This window comes from Streptomyces sp. NPDC003300 (genome assembly GCF_040610915.1).
In the GTDB taxonomy this organism is placed as follows: domain Bacteria; phylum Actinomycetota; class Actinomycetes; order Streptomycetales; family Streptomycetaceae; genus Actinacidiphila.
In genome coordinates this window covers 235637-252203 of record NZ_JBEXNE010000010.1, presented here as the reverse complement: position 1 = coordinate 252203, position 16567 = coordinate 235637, and the positions used below count along the sequence as shown (strand labels likewise).

General features: G+C 71.5%; 13 protein-coding genes. 1 reads left to right on the top strand and 12 read right to left on the bottom strand.

What is annotated here, in order from left to right:
* Nucleotides 1–145: 145 nt before the first annotated feature.
* From ABZX65_RS17745 to ABZX65_RS17695, 11 genes are all read right to left on the bottom strand, one after another.
* Complete coding sequence (locus ABZX65_RS17745; protein WP_355340127.1) at nt 146–655, bottom strand: Pycsar system effector family protein; 510 nt, start codon at nt 653–655, stop codon at nt 146–148.
* A gap of 73 nt (nt 656–728) precedes the next feature.
* On the bottom strand, nt 729–2060 hold the full coding sequence (locus ABZX65_RS17740) for a DUF4407 domain-containing protein (protein WP_355340124.1): 1332 nt from the start codon (nt 2058–2060) through the stop codon (nt 729–731).
* 1 nt (nt 2061) lies between these two features.
* Nucleotides 2062–3123, bottom strand: coding sequence for a hypothetical protein (locus ABZX65_RS17735; protein WP_355340121.1), 1062 nt, complete (start codon nt 3121–3123; stop codon nt 2062–2064).
* Between the two features lie 138 nt (nt 3124–3261).
* On the bottom strand, nt 3262–5391 hold the full coding sequence (locus tag ABZX65_RS17730; protein WP_355340118.1) for a hypothetical protein: 2130 nt from the start codon (nt 5389–5391) through the stop codon (nt 3262–3264).
* Nucleotides 5384–6157: a hypothetical protein gene (locus ABZX65_RS17725; protein WP_355340115.1), complete on the bottom strand. Its 774-nt coding sequence runs from the start codon at nt 6155–6157 to the stop codon at nt 5384–5386. Before ABZX65_RS17725 ends, ABZX65_RS17730 begins: the two co-directional genes overlap by 8 nt.
* Before the next feature lie 80 nt (nt 6158–6237).
* Nucleotides 6238–6864 carry a Crp/Fnr family transcriptional regulator gene (locus ABZX65_RS17720; RefSeq protein ID WP_355340112.1) on the bottom strand — a complete coding sequence of 209 codons (627 nt, stop codon included), beginning with the start codon at nt 6862–6864 and terminating at the stop codon, nt 6238–6240.
* A 285-nt stretch (nt 6865–7149) separates the two neighbouring features.
* Nucleotides 7150–7902 carry a Crp/Fnr family transcriptional regulator gene (locus ABZX65_RS17715; protein WP_355340109.1) on the bottom strand — a complete coding sequence of 251 codons (753 nt, stop codon included), beginning with the start codon at nt 7900–7902 and terminating at the stop codon, nt 7150–7152.
* 220 nt (nt 7903–8122) lie between these two features.
* Nucleotides 8123–9487: a pyridoxal-phosphate dependent enzyme gene (locus ABZX65_RS17710; RefSeq protein ID WP_355340106.1), complete on the bottom strand. Its 1365-nt coding sequence runs from the start codon at nt 9485–9487 to the stop codon at nt 8123–8125.
* A 217-nt stretch (nt 9488–9704) separates the two neighbouring features.
* Complete coding sequence (locus ABZX65_RS17705; protein ID WP_355340103.1) at nt 9705–10820, bottom strand: LLM class flavin-dependent oxidoreductase; 1116 nt, start codon at nt 10818–10820, stop codon at nt 9705–9707.
* Nucleotides 10821–10917: 97 nt separating this feature from the next.
* Nucleotides 10918–12207, bottom strand: a complete 1290-nt coding sequence (locus ABZX65_RS17700) for an NtaA/DmoA family FMN-dependent monooxygenase (RefSeq protein WP_355340100.1) — start codon at nt 12205–12207, stop codon at nt 10918–10920.
* A 661-nt stretch (nt 12208–12868) separates the two neighbouring features.
* Nucleotides 12869–14026 carry a beta-propeller fold lactonase family protein gene (locus ABZX65_RS17695; RefSeq protein ID WP_355340097.1) on the bottom strand — a complete coding sequence of 386 codons (1158 nt, stop codon included), beginning with the start codon at nt 14024–14026 and terminating at the stop codon, nt 12869–12871.
* Between the two features lie 288 nt (nt 14027–14314).
* Between ABZX65_RS17695 and ABZX65_RS17690 the strand changes: the two genes are divergently transcribed.
* Nucleotides 14315–14944, top strand: coding sequence for a class I SAM-dependent methyltransferase (locus ABZX65_RS17690; protein WP_355340094.1), 630 nt, complete (start codon nt 14315–14317; stop codon nt 14942–14944).
* A 72-nt stretch (nt 14945–15016) separates the two neighbouring features.
* On the opposite strand, the gene ABZX65_RS17685 is transcribed toward ABZX65_RS17690, so the two are convergent.
* The gene (locus tag ABZX65_RS17685; protein ID WP_355340091.1) at nt 15017–16492 is read right to left on the bottom strand and encodes a hypothetical protein; all 1476 of its coding nucleotides are present in this window, start codon (nt 16490–16492) and stop codon (nt 15017–15019) included.
* Between the last annotated feature and the right edge of the window lie 75 nt (nt 16493–16567).

Genomic DNA, 16567 nt, shown 5'->3' with positions numbered 1-16567 from the left:
CGCGCGCGGCCCGGCGCCGGGGGGGGGGGCGCGGGGCCCCCGCCGGGCTGGCCCCCGGCCCCCGGGGGGGCCCCCCCCGGGGGGGGCCCCCGCCGGGGGGGGGGGGGGGCGGGGGCCCCCCCCCCCCCCCACGGCCGAGAGGGCGTCAGGTCGATGTGCCGAGGAGGAAACCCGCCGCCGTCAGAATCACGAACGCCGCCGACCACAGCATCCCGTACCGCACGCAGCGGTACTTGACCGAGACGATGTGCGAGAGCCGCTCCAGTTGCTGGAGGTCACGGTCGCTGATGTCGGTGCGCCGGACGGCGTCGGCGAGAAACGTCGTGGAGCGGGTGGCGTTCACGTCTCCGAAGTAGTGGGCACGCATCGCCCGGGACGGGCCGAGGCGCGGAGCGATGACCATGCCGAGGAAGAGAAAGGCCGGTATCCAGGTGGCACAACCGGCCCAGAACAGCGCCTGCGGCAGTGGTGAATAGTGCTGCGGCGCGAGGTTGCCCGTGGTGAGCGCGCCGAGGAGAGTGGCAAGTGCCGCGCCGAGACAGGACAGGACGAGTCCCGCCTTTCCGTCCGCCTTCACCAGCTCCTCCCGGGTCTCGGCGGTCAGGATCCGGAGCAAGTCCCTCTGACGGTTCGTCGCTCTGTTGCGGTCAGGCATCGGACCCTCCCTGTCTCGCCGGTCGTCGGGCGGCCTCTCGGAGCCCGCCCGACGACATCGACAACGATGACGGTCAGTGCGCCGACGTACGGCGCAGCTCTTCCTCCAGTGCGCTGATCGCTTGCCTCGTACGGATGTTGGTCGTCGCGACGACCTCACGGTGCGCGGCCTCGGACTCGGCACGACTGCGCCGGACGTCCTGCTCGATGGCGTGCTGGGCGATCTCGGTGTCCGCCAGTGCCCGCAGTTCGGCCAGCCGGACCCGGGAACTGTGCACTTTGACCGCGCTGGTGCTCTCGTAGCTGAGCATCCGCTCGTAGGTGCTCTCGCCCCCCAGCGACTTCGCCATGACAGGGAGCACGTCCAGGAACACGAACAGGGCCCTGACCAGCCAGATCCCGACGAACAGCACGGGCTTGCCCGCGGCCAGTTCGTCCAGCGCCTGCATGCGCTCCAGGACACCGATCTCCCGCTGCTTCGCCTGCTCCTCGGCCATCCGCTTGTCGACCGCCGCCGCGCGGGCCTTCACGAAGTCGCCGCGCGAACTGGCGACCCCGCGCTCCAGCGTGGCGATGCGGACGTTCATCCCGCTGAGCTGTCGCTGTTCGGTGTCCAGTGCGTGCGTCGCCCGGAAGTCGCGTGCCTTGGCGCGCAGCCGTTGGCACTCGGACGTCCTTTCCAGCAAGCCGCTGGCGGCGTCACGGATGAGCTGCCGGCATTCGTCGCGTACCTGCGTGTCGAGCGCGGTCAGCTCCGTGTTGTCCTGGTCGACCCGCTTCTGCAGGGCTGTGGCGTCCTCGCGCAGAGTCGCCAGCTCGTCGGCCTGGTTGCCGGGGTTCGCGCCGAAGACCAGCGTGTAGTGGCCGCAGTTCGCGGGCGGCGCGGCGGCGGTGTCGGACGGCACCGGGTTGCAGGCCAGCAGCTTGCCGCGCAGGTCGTCCAGCGCGGTCGTCCGGCCGTCGGCGATGTGCTCCTCAATGGCGGTGGAGAAGATCCGCAGCACGAGGGGCTCGGCGATCACGACTCCGAGCAGCAGGGCCATCACCAGCCGCAGCACGACGGGGCCGAATCTGCGCCGGGCGTTCGGTACGGGCGTGACCAGCCAGCGGTCCAGATTGAGGATGAGCAGCAGCCAGATGACCGTGGGCAGCAGGGCCACGATCGAGACCCGGCCCAGTGCCTCCGTGGCGAAGTTCCACATGGAGAACGCCGCGATCACGGCTGTACCGAGTACCACTCCGCCGAGCGCGGTGTACTTGCTGCGTTCGTGCCGGACCTCTGCGAGCAGTTCCTCGTCGACGCCGGTGAGCGAGCGCAGGAACCGTCCCAGGTCGGGCACGGCGTGCGGGGACCCGTCCGCGCCGACGGGCCGGGACAACGTCCGGGCGATCGGGTTCTGTGGCATGTCAGTCAACGAAATCGTCCTCGTCCTTGACGAAGTCGTCCTCCGGCGTCCGCGCGGACCGCAGAGTACGGGGCGCCGGGCGCGGCTCCTGCGACGGCCGGGTGCCGCCGACGTCGAGTGCGGGGTTGGCACCGGACCGCGAAGCGCCCTGGCGCACGAGTTCCTCAAGCAGCGGTTGGGGATCGGACAGAGTGCCCTCCGCACCCATTTGCCGCACCAGTTCGAGGATCAGATCCCGCTGGGTCTGCGCCGAGAGCATCTCCCTGGCCTCGGCGTGTGCGCGCTTCTCCTCGTCGATCCTGGCCGCGCGCGCCTCCCGGGCGGCGGCGAGGCCGTGGATACGCGCGGCCGCGTCGGCGACATCGACGCGTTCGCGCACGATGCCGATCGCGTCGGCGTAGTCGGACCCCTGGGCCAGCAACTCGGCTATTCGCTGGGCGTCGTAGGACTCGAAGTCGTTCTGGCCGCGCAGCAGTTCGTGTGAGCGGCGCTGCTCGCGCAGTTTCTCCTCCCACGCACGGAGCTCGTCGGCCACGTATACCTCGACGCCGACGAACTCCACGCTCATGCCCGAGACACGGGGAGGTACGACGGTGCTGTACGCGGTCATCCAGCGAGCCGCCTCCGCTCGGACGGCGTTGACCTCTTCGACGCGATAGCCGGCGCTCACTCGGGGCAGGTCGTCCTCCCCCGCCAGGTAGGCGCGGAGCGGCACCGTCACATCGACCACGCCCTGGCGGGCGATCAGGGCCGGGTCGGTTACCTGGCACGAGAAGGACACGCTGACGGTGAACTGGTCCGCCTCGCTCACCGAGGGCACTGTCCGACGGACATCGACGACGCGCACTCTGGTGTCGATCAGGCTGACGGACGAGGCGTCGAGCACATCCGCGTGACCCGGGTCGAAGACCAGACCTTCCGGGTACTGGCGGTACTCTCCGCCGACGCGGAAGACATGGACGGTGCCGGGAAGAAGCGGCGGCACGTCCTCACGTCGGCGGCGGGACCACAAGCGGCTGCTGACCACGCCAAGGACGTGCTCGGACACAACGGGATAATTCACTTGCCTCGATCTCCTTGATGTACGGCTTGGGGTACGAATTGAGGTGCGACGTGATGTACGAATTGAGGCGCGGCTTGATCCGCGCCTTGAGGTGCGCCTCGGCCTGCGAGCGGAACAGCGGCCTGTCCCGAGGAACGGCTAGATCCCCAGCGTCCCGAGGAGCACGTGGGCCATCTGACGGGTGCTCGGCATGGCGAGGTCGGGGTGGCGGAGCACCGCGAGCAACCGGGAGCTCAGCGCCTGCCATTGGGCCGGCGTCATCTCCTCGCGCATCGCCTCGCCCAGGGTCCGTACGGCGTCGGCGACGGACGGTTCGTCGCGGACGTCGACGAGGGTGTCGCAGAGCGCCTCGAACGCGGTACGGCGACTCCGGCTGAGCAGCAGCCCGGCCCAGAGCTTCCCCAATTGCCGGGCGTTCTCCCGGCGCTGCCGGAGCAGGGCTCCGGGCAGGGTGCCCTGCTGGTTCCCGAGCCTGGGCGCCACGAGCACCTGGGCGGCGATCAGCGTCGTTCGACGGTGATCCCAGCTACCCGCACGGGCGTTGGCCATCCGCGTACGGATGTAGCGCAGTGTGAACAGCGCCCGCTCGGGTTCCTGCTCGGCCGTCTGCAACAGAAGCACGACAGAGCGACGTGCGGCGGCCGCCATGCGCTCTCCCCGACCGGTGAGGCGCCACAACCAGTTGAGCACCTCAAGGCGGTAGACGGAGCCGAGCGTTCCCGACAGCGCCATCGCCATCGTGATCGCCCGGGCCTGTCCCCTGTTGCTGGCCCAGCCCAGGGCGATGCTCAGGGCCGCCGGGGCCAACCGGTCCGTCTCGGCCATGTGCTGAAGCGTGAGGGCCGCGGTCACTCGCTGGTTGGTCAGGCCGTCCGCCCACTCCTGGAGGAGCAGGTCATCGACCTCTGCCAGGGAGTGGCCGGCGAACAGGGCGGTGCCCCGGGCGACTTCGGTGCGGACCGCGAGGTCCGGGTGCTGCGCCAGGTCGTGCAGCCAACGCCGCAGCGGGTACCACAGTTCGTATCCGTAGAGGGTGTGGAGTTCCCCGATGACCAGCTCGCGGATGCCCGGTGAGATGAAGACCATCCGGCGTTCGCTCCGGTCCGCCGCCAGCCCCGGCTCGGGACGTCGATCGACACGGACGAGTCCGGTCGCCCGCTTGCGCCACAGGGCCCGGCTCTGGCGGAGCACCGTCGTGCCGGTGCCGGGTGCCGGCACGGCGTCGCGCTCACCGGGAGCGGACTCACCGCTGAGCTCCCAGTCACGTACGAGTCCCTCCAGCGTGGCCAGGTGCTCCTCGAAGCTGCGTTCCGGGATGCCCTCCAAGAAGGCCAGGGCGGCCAGCGGCAGCAGGTCCTCCAGCAGCGGCACCTTGCGGAACCACGTCCGGACGGCATCCGCGTCGCTGCCGCTCATCGTCTTCATCGCCGTGGGCGTCCCCCCGGCGGAGAACCCGGTCGCGGCGGCGACCACATCGGCGGGCCGGCGCTGTTCGCCGACCCGTTCCATGAGTGCCGAGGGCAGTCCGGCCGCTGGGAGCGGATCCAGGCAAGCCCGGAACAGCTCCTTCGGGTCGGGAGCCCGCCATGGCACGCGGTAGCCGTCGAAGGCCAGTCTCCGCAGGCTGCTCTCGGTCGCGGTGATCACCAGATAGCTGTCCTTGCGGCGCAGTTCCTCCGCCAGCCGTCCGATGTCGTACGACTGCACGGGATCGGCGTTCGTCTCTCCGACGTAGTCCAGGATGACGAACGCCTGGCGCTCCTTGAGGGCGTTCGGCGCCGTCAGCCCTGCCAGGGAGTTCGCGGGCGAAAGGCTTCTGAGGCCGATACCCGGCTCGGTCAGTTCCCGCAGCAGCGCGAAGGCCCCGGCGCGGCGGCCGGTGTCCTCGTGGCCGGAGAGCACCACCAGGTGATCACGGCGGAGCTTGGCGAGCGCCTCGCTGAAGCACGGCTGAGGGCGCAAGTAGTGCCGCAGCGCGTGGTCGACCTCCTCCGGACGCACATTGCCCGGGGCGAGTCCGGGCGCCCGTGGAGCGCCGAATCCGAACGTGGCCCCAGAAGCCTCGACGGTCGAGTGGAAGTGATTGTGCACCTGTTGGCCGAAAGCACGGTGGAGCTCCGCGAATCCCTGGGCGTCGCCCTCCTTCTCCGCGGAGTCGGATACGGCGTGCGCCTCCGGTGATCCGCCCGCGGCGAGCGGTTCTTGCGGAACTCCCTCAGGCGGCGCCGCTTCGGCCTCGTCGGTCGGAGTCTCACCGTCGTCAGCCATTCGAGCCGCCGAAGCCCACGGTGCCTCCTCGCAGATCAACCGGACCCGCGAAGTTGTTCACATTCAGGCGATCGGCCCGGTAATGATGGCCGGAAGCGCTCTCGGCGGCCGAACCGTGGGATCGGCTCGGCGACGCGGACGAAGCCGTCGCCGTATCAGCGGGACGCGGCCAGGGGCCGAAACCGTTTCCGCCGGGTATCCGCAGCCAGGCGACGGACTCGTATTCCTTGACCTGTACGGCGACTTCCCGGAAGTCCTCCCGCGACAAGGTGGTGTGACCGCTTCCCACCGTCGAGCGGTACACGTGGTCGGACAGCAGGACGGCGAGGTCCGCCGGCTCGTGCTGACGCAGTGCCTCATAGAGATGCGCCGAGTTGAGCAGCCGGGAGACCGACACCACGGTCGCGCCCGCGAAACCGTTGGGCGCCACCTCCACGGGCCCGTGGTCGACGGCGAGCCTCAGCCGTAGCCGGGACGCGGAGATCCTGCTCCGGTTGTATTCCCCTAGTTCCCAGACCAGATGGCGTACAAAATCGTCGACCAGGCGTGGCTCCGTCCCGTCCATCGGGTAGACGGCCAGTTCCTCGTCACCTTTGGGCTGGAGGTGCCACTGGGAACGGTTCAATCCCGCACCGTCGGCCGCGCGGGAGAGAAGTCGTGGAAGGTCGTGCTGAATCTCGGACTGTCTGCGGTCGTCATTGCGGCTGTACGCCTGGGCATCGACGGCAATACACGTACAGGGATGGAACCCGGACCATGCGGCCATGTGACCATTCCTCTCTGGCCTGGAACGGAGTAGGTGCTGCGTTTTCCTGGACAGTAGGCGGACTCCGGCGGACGGACTCCCTACCAGTACGGGATCTCGTCGCCGACTTTCGCGAACTCGACCAGACTCGGCATATCGCAGAGCGTTATGCGGCGGTAACTACGCTCGACCAGCCCCTTTCGAGAAAGGGAGGCGAGGGCTTTCTCCGTCGTCGGGAGGGCCAATCCGCACAGCGACGCCAACTCGGACTGGCTTATCGTCACGCCGAGAACCTTGCGCACCGCGATGCCCTCGGGCGGCGTACGGCCGTGTGCGCGGCCGAGTTCCACCAGTACCCGCGCCAGACGGACCGGCGCGTCGTAGGAACGGGAGTCGATACGCCGCTGGTTCGCCCAGCGCAGACGGGCGCTCAACGAGGCGACCAACGCCTTGATCGCCTCGGGGTGGCGGGTGAGGAAGCCCTCCAGGACCTCCAGAGGGATGATCCGCGCCGAGACCTCGCCGCACGCGAAGACAGACCCGGACCGCGGCTTCTCCTCGAACACGGCCATCTCACCGACCAGTTCACCTGCCACGCGAATCCCGAGCAGTACGTCCATCCCGTTCTCCGAAGAGGCGAGGACTTTCACGACCCCGCGGGTGAGCAGCAAGAGGTGCTTCCCGCCGTCTCCCTGCCTCAGGAGCATCCGGTGCTTGGGATACAGCATCGGTGTGCCCTCCTCCAGGAGGAGGTCCCGGGTGGTCCCGGGCAGCCTGCCCAGAAGGGTCGACGCCGGCCAGTCACGCGGAGCAGGCGCGCTCGCACGGACAGGGGGGACGGGAGGGGCGGCTAGGTCTCCGGAACGACCGGACGGGCTGGACTGCGTGACCACGCGATGCTCCATGAAGTGCTGCGAACCGGCACATGAGGCCCGGCATCGTGAGGGTTGGGGCGAGCAGTATGTCCAGCCGCCGGTAATCGCCCACAGACTCCCGCCAATTGGCGGGATCGCTCACTCAGAGTTCGCGAGAGCTCGCAGTCCCTCCATGTCATGGATGGTGATGCGCTTCATTCCCGACCCTATGAGCTTGTTGTCCCGCAGGGTCGCGATCGCCCGCTCGGCGGTCCGCTTGCTCACCCCGATGAGGCTGCCCCACTCGAGGCGGGTGACATCGATGCCGATCACCACGTTGTCGCGGTACGTCGTGGCGCCATGGTCGTCAGCCATTTCCACCAGCACGCGGGCAAGCCGAACCGACGCGTGCCCCCCTTGGTGGTCAATGCGCCGCTGCGTCGCGCTGCGCAGCTTGCGGGCCACGGACTCGGACAGACCGAGCATCGCCTTCGGCGACGTGGAGAGCGCGCGGAGGAAGAGTTCGGCGTCGATACGCAGAGTGTCCACCGGCTCGACGCCACAGGCGATGACCGTCCCGGTCCGCCGCCCGTTGTCCAAGGCCGCTAACTCCCCGACGAGGTCACCGCCGACGCGCACCGCGAGCAGCGCCCGTGACCCGTTCGGGAGCAGCGTGGTGACCTTGACGTATGAAGTGAGCAGGAGGAACACATCGGACCCGACGGCGCCTTCGGCCACCAGCACGTCGTCGCGGTCGAAACGCACGGGTTCGGAGGAGTCCACCAGCGCGGCGAGAATGTCCTCCTCAAGCCCTGCCAGGAAGCTGGTCTGCGGCCATCGGGAACGCAACGACCAGACCTTGCTCTTGAGCTTCGCCCTGTCACCTGTGCCGGCATCCCGTGCAGAGCTCACGCTCTCCCCCATCGACCACGCGGAAGTTCCTGTGCACATCGCCCACCATCGTCACCTCCCACCACGCTGGCATGCGGTGAAATCGCTCAACCTACGACATCCGGTGTAGCGGCGGCCAAGTGCGACGGCGCTCGCCGGGAACGGTGCGAAACGGGGTGCGGAACGCCGGGACGGTACGGACCTGACGCGACGGGGAACTGCGGCGGAAGAGGGACCGGGGTCAGGGGTGGAGGGCCGGCCGGGGGACGGTGTGGGTGGCGCGGCCTTGGGTGAGGACGGGGGCGATGGGGGCGGCGGAGGGGGGCCAGTCGGTGACGGCGGGGGCGGTGAGGGGGAGGGCGGCGCCGAGGCGGGGGGCGAGGGGTTGGGCGGATTCGGCGACGCTCGGGGCGGTGCGGAGGCGGGCGGGGGTGGTCCAGCCGAGGAGGTCGGTGGGGTGGGGGGCCAGCAGGCGGCGGTCGCGGCGGTACGCGACCAGCACCACGTCGTCGTCGCCGAGGCCGTCCGCGGTGAGCCGCCGTACGGCGTCGGCCGGGTCCTCGTCCCGCTCCACCACCGGCGCCGGGGTGGCGTGGTCGCCGACGGTCGGGCCGTCGGCCGGGGCCGGGCCTCGGAAGCCGTTGGCGGTGAGCCAGTCGTCGTTGAAGTACGTCGACAGGTAGGCCCGGCCCGAGTCCGGCAGCAGGGCCACCACGGTGTCGTCCTCGGTGAGGTGTTCGGCCACCCGCAGGGCCGCCGCGAGCGCGACGCCCGACGAGCCGCCCGCGAGGATGCCCTCGGTGCGGGCCAGCCGCCGCACGGCGTCGATCGCGTCCTGGTCCCCGACGGCGAGGTAGCGGTCGATCACGGCGGAGTCGAGGGCGAGCGGCCAGACGTCGGCCGTGGCCTCGGGGTGCAGGAAGTGGCCCGCGCCCTCGATGTACTTCTGGCTGCCGTCGCCGCCCGCGTACATCGAGGTGACGGGGTCCGCGCCGATCACCCGGACCCGGCCTCCGCTCACCTCCCTGAGGTAACGGCCGGTCCCGGAGATCGTGCCGCCGGTGCCGACGGTGGCGACGAAGTGGGTGACCGCGCCCTCGGTGTCCGTCCAGATCTCGGGGCCGGTGGTGGCGTAATGGGCGGCCGGATTGGCCGGGTTGTCGTACTGGTCGACGAACCAGGCGCCCGGCGTCTCGGCGGCGAACCGCGTGCCCTGCGAGCGCATGCTGTCCGGGTGGTCGCGCGGGACGAAGGCGTCGACCAGCCGCACCTCGGCTCCGTAGGCGGCGAGTTGGTCCCGCTTCTCGCGCGAGGTCGCGGAGCCGGTGAAGACCACCGTCCGGTAGCCGAGGTGGGCGGCGGCCAGCGCCAGGCCGATGCCGGTGTTGCCGCTGGTCACCTCCACCACGGTGCCTCCCGGACGCAACGAGCCGTCCGCCTCCGCCCTGCGGAGCATCGACAGCGCCGCCCGGTCCTTCACGCTGCCGCCGGGGTTCTGCCACTCCGGTTTGACGTACACGCGCGGGCGCAGTCCTTCGGCGGCGCGGGTGAGGCGGATCAACGGTGTCCCGCCGATGGCGTCGAGCACCGACTCGTATCTGGCCATGCGATCTCCTTGAGTGGTGGGCGCCGGGAGGTGGCGGGAGCGGGGTCGGCGGCACGGACCGCGCACCCCGGGAGCGGGGTCAGCGGCACGGCCCGCGCACCCCGGGAGCGGGGTCAGCGGTACGGCCCGCGCACCCGTACGCCGATCCGCTCGTACGTCGTCCCGCTCGTACGCCGATCCGCCGATCCGCCCGGTGCCTGCCGTCACCGCCGTGCCGTCACCGCCGTGCCGTCACCGGCCCCGCCGCCCGCTCGGCGTCGCGCCGGGCGACCTCCGCCCGTACCAGCGGAATGACGTGGCGGCCGAAGTCGATGGCGTCGCCCAGCAGGTCGTAGCCGCGCGCGGAGATGATATCGACGCCGAGGTCGATGTAGTCGAGCAGCGCCCGCGCGACGGTCTCCGGCGTGCCGACCAGGGCGTTGGAGTTGCCCGCTCCCCCGGTGACCGCCGCCGTGCGGGTCCACAGCGCGCGGTCGTAGCGCTCGCCCTGCTCCGCGATGCCGATCAGCCGCTGCGAACCGGTGTTCTGCGGGGCGTCGCCGCCGCGCCGCCGCCACGCGCCCGCCGCCCGGCGCTGCTCGATGGCGGCGACCGTGCGGTGCGCCTTCTCCCAGGCCAGTTCCTCGGTGGGCGCGATGATCGGCCGGAAGGCGACCTGGATACGCGGCGGGGTGCCGCGCCCCGCGGCCAGCGCGGCGGCCTTCACCGCCTCGATCTGCTGGGCGGTCTCGGCCAGCGGCTCGCCCCACAGCGCGTAGATGTCGGCGACGGCGCCACCGGCGGCGTACGCGGCGGGCGACGAACCGCCGAAGGAGACGTCCGGGTGCGGCTGCCGCACCGGGAACACGTCGGAGACGTAGTCGCGGAAGCGGTAGTGCGCGCCCTCGTGGTCGAACGCCTCGTGCTCGGTCCACACGCGTTTGACGATCTCGATGTACTCACGGGTGCGCGCGTACCGCTCGTCCTTGCTCAGGACGTCGCCCTCGCGCTGCTGCTCGTGGTCGCTGCCCCCGGTGATGAAGTGCACGGCGAGCCGGCCGTCGCTGATCGCGTCGAGGGTCGCGAACTCCCGTGCGGCGAAGGTCGGATACGACACGTTGGGGCGGTGCGCGAGCAGGATCTCCAGGCGTTCGGTGCGCGCGGCGATGTACGCCGCGGCCGTACCGGGCTCCGGCGAGGCGGAGCTGTACGCGAACAGCACCCGGTCCCAGCCGTGGTCCTCGTGGGCGCGGGCGAGTCGCAGCGTGTAGTCCTTGTCGAAGGACGCGCCGCTGCGCGGTGTGGTCTCGGAGCCGTCGTTCGTGGCGGCGATACCGAGGAATTCGACGGGCACGGCAGGGCCTTTCGTCGGGGTGGACGGGCGGTGGCAGATGGTCAAATTCGGTGACAAGCGGTGACAGTCGGTGGGAGCGGAAGGCGAACCGGGCGTCTCACGAGGGCAGTTCGAGCCCCAAGTTCTCGCGCAGCGTCCTCCCGGCGTAGTCCTCGGCGACGACCTTCCGCTTGCGCAGCTCGTGCAGCAGGCCGTTGACGACGAAGTCGTGCTCGCGCGGGTCGGCGAGGCCGCCGAGCGTGATGACGTCCAGCACTCCGGCCCGGAAGCGCTCCTCGACCGCGTCGGCCAGTTGCTCCGGCGTGCCCGCGGCGGCCCAGTGGCCGGTGTCCTGCGCGGCGACGATCAACTCCCGCAGCGTGTAGCCCTGTCGGGCGTATCCGACGAAGATGTCGACCCGGCCGCGCCGCCGGTTCACCGACGTGACGTCCGGCAGCAGGCGGTCCGGCAGCTTCGCGTCCAGGGGCAGTTCCGAGAGGTCGACGCCGCCGCCGAGCATGTCGGCCACCTGCGCCCGGCCGCGCTCGAAGTCGATCGACTCGCGCCGCTCGCGCACCAGTCGGCGCGCTTCCTCCTCCGTCGCGCCGTAGGTGGCGTGGAAGGAGCTGAAGATCAGCGGCAGTCCGCCGGGGCGGCCGAACTCCGCCGCCTGAGCCCGGATGCGGCGGGTGAAGTCCAGCGCGACGTCCAGCGTGGGCAGCGAGGTGAACACCACCTCGGCGTACCGCGCGCCCAGTGCCCGGCCCGCTTCGGACTGCCCGGCCTGGAACTGCACCGGGCGGCGCTGCGGCAGCGGCGGGATGTTCAGCGGACCGGCCACCGAGAAGTACGGGCCGCGGTGGTCGACGGGCCGGACCTTGGCGGGGTCCAGCACCGCCGCGCCGTCCGGCCCGCGGGTCAGCGCGCCCGGTTTCCAGCTGTCCCACAGCGCGTTGACGACCTCGAGCGTCTCCGCGGCGCGCGCGTAACGCTCCTCGGGGCTGGGCAGCGCGCCGGGGCCGAAGTTCTCCTCGCCGAGCGAGGAGGTCACCAGATTCCACGCGGCCCGGCCGTTGCTGACGTGGTCGAGCGTGCCGAACAGGCGCGCCAGGTTGTACGGGTGGTGGAAGGTGCTCGACACGGTCGCGATCAGGCCGATCCGCGACGTGACCTGGCTCAGGGCCGACACGAACACCAGCGGCTCCTGCGAGCCGATCGCGCCCTGCGCGCCGAAGCTCAGCAGGTCGGCGGTGAACAGCGCGTCGATCCGCGCCGCCTCGGCGAGCGCCGCGACCCGCACGGCGGTGTCCAGGGTGGACCGCTCCGGATCGACGGCCAGGTCGTACGTCTCCGACACACCGCCGGCCCCGGTCACGGTCTTCAGCGTCCTCGGAGGCTGCGCGCTCACAGGTCGTCCCTTCTCACCGGCGGCGACGGCACCGGTGCGTCATGTGGCTGTGGATCGGGGTCTTCTCCGGCGGGGGCCGACGGACGGCGCGGGTGCCCGCCCCTGTGCGCGGACGTGCTGCCGCGGGGTGCGGACGTGCTGCCGCGAGGTGCGGAGGCGCGCGAAAACGCGCGGCGGCACCCGGAGAAGAGGGGGAGAAAGCCGTCGTGGACGGCGGATCGTCAGCGACAGAGCGTGGTGTGGATCCGGCACAGATCGACGTGCCGACGCTTCGTCCGGCCGGGCCGCAGAAGGGCGGCCCCGACCGATACGGCGCGCGATCCCTTCACGACGACTCCGATCGGCCCGGCCGCGAAAGCCGGGCACAGCGACGCGGCCGGGAGAACGCTTCGGCCGCGTGATGCGGGTTGACGGTGCGGAATGAACGTACGTGCCAGGTGGCGGGCCTTGTCAAGACCCCCCCGGGCGGCGGCGGGCGGTCGTCACCGCCGAGAACGCCGTGGGGCCCGCCGAAAAGTCGCTTCGACGGGCCCGTGCCGCGCACCGCGCGGCGCGCTCCGGTTCGGGTGCCGCCCGGCGGTGACTCTCCGGGCGGTCCCGGGCTTTACAGCCGGTGCCAGGCTTTACAGCCGGTCCCGGGCTCTACGAGCGGTCCTGGCCTCTACAGGGCGACGATTCCCTCGCCGCCGACGGCGTCCGGGACGATGACGGTGCCGACCTTGTGGAGCGAGCCGTCCCGCTCGACGCGGAAGGCGTCGACACCGCCCGTACCGCCGGTCTGGACGTACAGGAAGTGCTCGTCGGGGGTGACGGCGGAGTCCGTGGAACCCGCGCCGGTCGCGGTGGTGCCGAGCGGTTCGAGCGTCGCCCGGCGGGTCTGCCGGAAGCCGGAGACCGCGTTGCTGCCGGCGTTGGAGGCGTAGAAGCGGTCCCCGGCGCGGGAGATCCAGCAGGTGGCCTGCTCGCCGGTGAGCACCTTGTCGAGCCGGACGACGTGGCCGTCCTCGCGGACCGCGAAGGTCAGCACGGCGTTGGTCCCCGCGTCGGTGACGACCAGGCGGCCACGGCTGTCGAAGGTGAAGCCGAAGGGGACCGCCCCGTTCTCCACGTTCACGACGGGACGGGCGGACGGGGCGCCGGACGGGCTCACGCGGAAGACGTCGACGCTGCTGCCGCCGGCCTTCGTGGTGACGATCAGTCGGGACCCGTCGGGGGTGAAGGACACCTGGCCGGGGGTGTGGGTGAACTCCGGCGCCGTCGTGGTGTCGAGGTGGAGCTCCCGCCTCCACCCGCCGACGCGCTCCAGCCTCTTGCCCCCGGCGATCCGGTAGCCCTGGACGGAGCCGCCGTCGCGGGCGTTGAGGACGTAGACCCGGTCGTCGTGGACGGTGAGGCTGACGGGGAAACGTCCGCCGGAGGTGATGACCTGCTCGCGGTGGAGCCTCTCGCCGTCGACCGAGAAGACGGTGACGGTGTCGCTGCCCGCGTTGACGGCGAAGAGCAGGTGGTGCGCGCAGTCGTGGACGAGCGAGCCCTGCGAGGCGAGGTGGTCGACGACCGAGCCGTCGAGGACACCGCCCTTGCCGCCGGTGGCGAAGGTGCCGCGTCGGCTGAGGGAGCCGTCGGGGGCGCGGTGGTAGGCGACGATCTCGTTGTGGGCGGTGTTGTCCGTCTGGACGAACACCGGACCCTCGGAACCGCTGGGATACGGGGCGGGTGACGCCGCCGCCGACGCGGACGGGAGGGCGAACACCGCCATGGAGCCCGCCACTGCTGCGGCGGTCCAGGCGGCGTGAGTGAGCGAGAGAATGCGCTTCATCGTTCCCCTTCGGGAGCTGGGTCGGCGAGATGACCCTCTGCCCACGGCCTGGGCAAATGCGGTCCGCCGCCAGGATCGGGCCGGCGGCGGACACGAACCGTGACCGACGGGGCCAGGTTCGGCCGTTGTGGTGAGCGGCCCAGTCGAACGGCCCCAGGCCCGTAAAAGTCCAGGTGGACGGGGTGGGGCGGGGCCGCCCCTGAGCGCCGGGCGGGGCCGTCCGTGAGCGCCGGGCGGGGCCTGTCACACGGGGGCGGCGGCGGTGGCGGAGGTGTTAGCTTCCTTCGCGTGGCGGAACACCAGGACGGGACCAGGGCGGCCTACGACGGGGTCGTCGAGCTGTACGCGTCGCTGTTCGCCGACCGGCTGGAGACGCAGCCGTTCGCGCGGGGCATGCTCGGCACCTTCGCCGAGTTGGTGCGCGGGACGGGGAACGTGCGGACGGCCGACCTCGGCTGCGGGCCGGGGCACATGACGGCCATGCTGCACGACCTGGGGCTGGACGCCTTCGGGCTCGACCTCTCGCCCGGCATGGTCGGCCACGCCCGGCGCGCTCATCCGGCGCTGCGGTTCGACGAGGCGCGGATGGAGGCGCTGCCGGTCGAGGACGGGGCACTGGGCGGCGTGCTGGCGCACTACTCGATGATCCACACCCCGCCGGAGGAAGTGCCCGCGCTCCTCGCGGAACAGGTACGCGTCCTGGCCCCGGGCGGCCTGCTCATGGCCTCCTTCTTCGCCACCGAAGGGCCGGAGCCGGTCCGCTTCGACCACAAGGTCACGCCCGCCTACAGCTGGCCGGTGGACCGCTTCGCCGAACTCCTCGCCGGGGCGGGGTTGTTCAACCTAGCCCGGCTGGTCCACGACCCGGCCTCCGAACGGGGCTTCCTCGACGCCCACTTGCTGGGCCGCCGCCTCTAACGGCTGTTTCCGGCAAGGGCGGTTGCCCCGGCGGTGGCGGCGCGGTGGGAGGCCCGCGCCGACTTCGCCGGGTCAGCGGGGAGGTGCCGAGTCCAGGATCCGCAGGGCGAACGGCGCGAGGGGGGCCATACGGCGGCGGCGGAGGTCGAGGGTGGGGGCCGGGGCGGACAGGCCGTGGGCGGCGAGGAGGGTCATCAGGGGCCAGATGAGGTCGGGGCGGCCGGTGAGGGGGAGTTCGGCCGAGTCGGGGGTGATGACCTTGGCGGGGGTGACGCCCGCGAGGAGGTTGGTGCGGGGCCAGTCGACGACGTAGGACGTGCCGCGCGGGGCGACGCACAGGACGACGTCCCGGGTGCGGTGGAGGACGGCGAGGTAGTTCATCGGGAGGGTCAGGCGGCGGGCGGCGTCGAACGGGGGCGTGCCGTCCTCCGGCTGGACGCGGACGACGGTGTCGAGGACCGGGCCGTGGTCCTGGAAGGTGGTCGTGCCGCGCAGTTCGACGAAGCGGGCGCGGATCAGGTGGCCGCCACGGCGGGACCAGCGGCGGCCCGAGGAGCCGAACTCGCCCGTGGGGCCGGGCAGTTCGTCCACGATCCAGCGGGACTCCTCCCCCGGTTCCGTGACCGGTGCGCGGTCCTCGGGGTGGGCGCGGATTCGCTCGGCCAGGGCGGTGTAGCGACCGGCCGTGTGCGGGTCCAGTCGCCGGAGGTCGATGGTGTCGCCGGTCATCACGACTCCTCCGGCCGCCCGTGAGATCCGCATCTGCTCCAGCAGGCGGCCGGGGCGCCGGGTGACGTCGGTGCGGTGGCCGTCGAGGTCGAGCATCCGGCTGGTCCTCGTCCCCGCGAGCAGCAGGCTGCGCGGCCACTGGGGGGTGATCTCGCCGGGGGTGGCCGGGGCGGCGTCCGAGGCTGTGCCGGGGACGGCGTCCGAGGAGCCGGGAGGTCCGGCGAAAGGCCCGGCGGAAGGCCCGGCGAAAGGCCCGGCGGAAGGGGCCGGGTGGACGAGGACGACCAGGCGCCCGGCCGTCACGGCGGACAGGCACATGGACGGCACCCGCCACTCCCGCGTGACCTCGAACGGGTCGGCGCCCTCGACGCCGTGCACCCGCAGCCCCAGCCGGATCAGCGGCGTGAACTCGTCGGGCGTGTAGTTGCCGAAGTGCTTCGTGAAGGTGGCCTCGCCGTCGGGGCTGTAGCGCACCAATGACGCCTCCAGGACGTCGGCCCGCGCCAGCCACGCCCGCGCCGGGCCCTTGGGGGACTCCGGCGACAGCATCACGAGAGTGTCGTCGTCGTAGCGGACACTCGCGTCCTTCGCCCGGTCCCGGCGTGTGATCCGGGGGAACCCCTGCCGCGTGGACGTGTAGGCCGCGACGGGAATCGTGACCGTGCCGGCCAGGCCGACGCCGAGGCAGACCAGCGCGGCGCCCCGGTCGGTCCCGCCGTGCCATATCTGGAGCCCCATCAGCAGGAAGAACGGGCCCGCGATGCAGCAGATCGCGGTGAAGAGGAGATTGCCGATGAACGCACCGGCGTAGCTCCGCATGTGACCCTCCCCGGAGAGTTTCCTACGCGGACGCGGACGTCGGCGGGCGCGACGGCGTCGGCGGGCGCGTCGGCG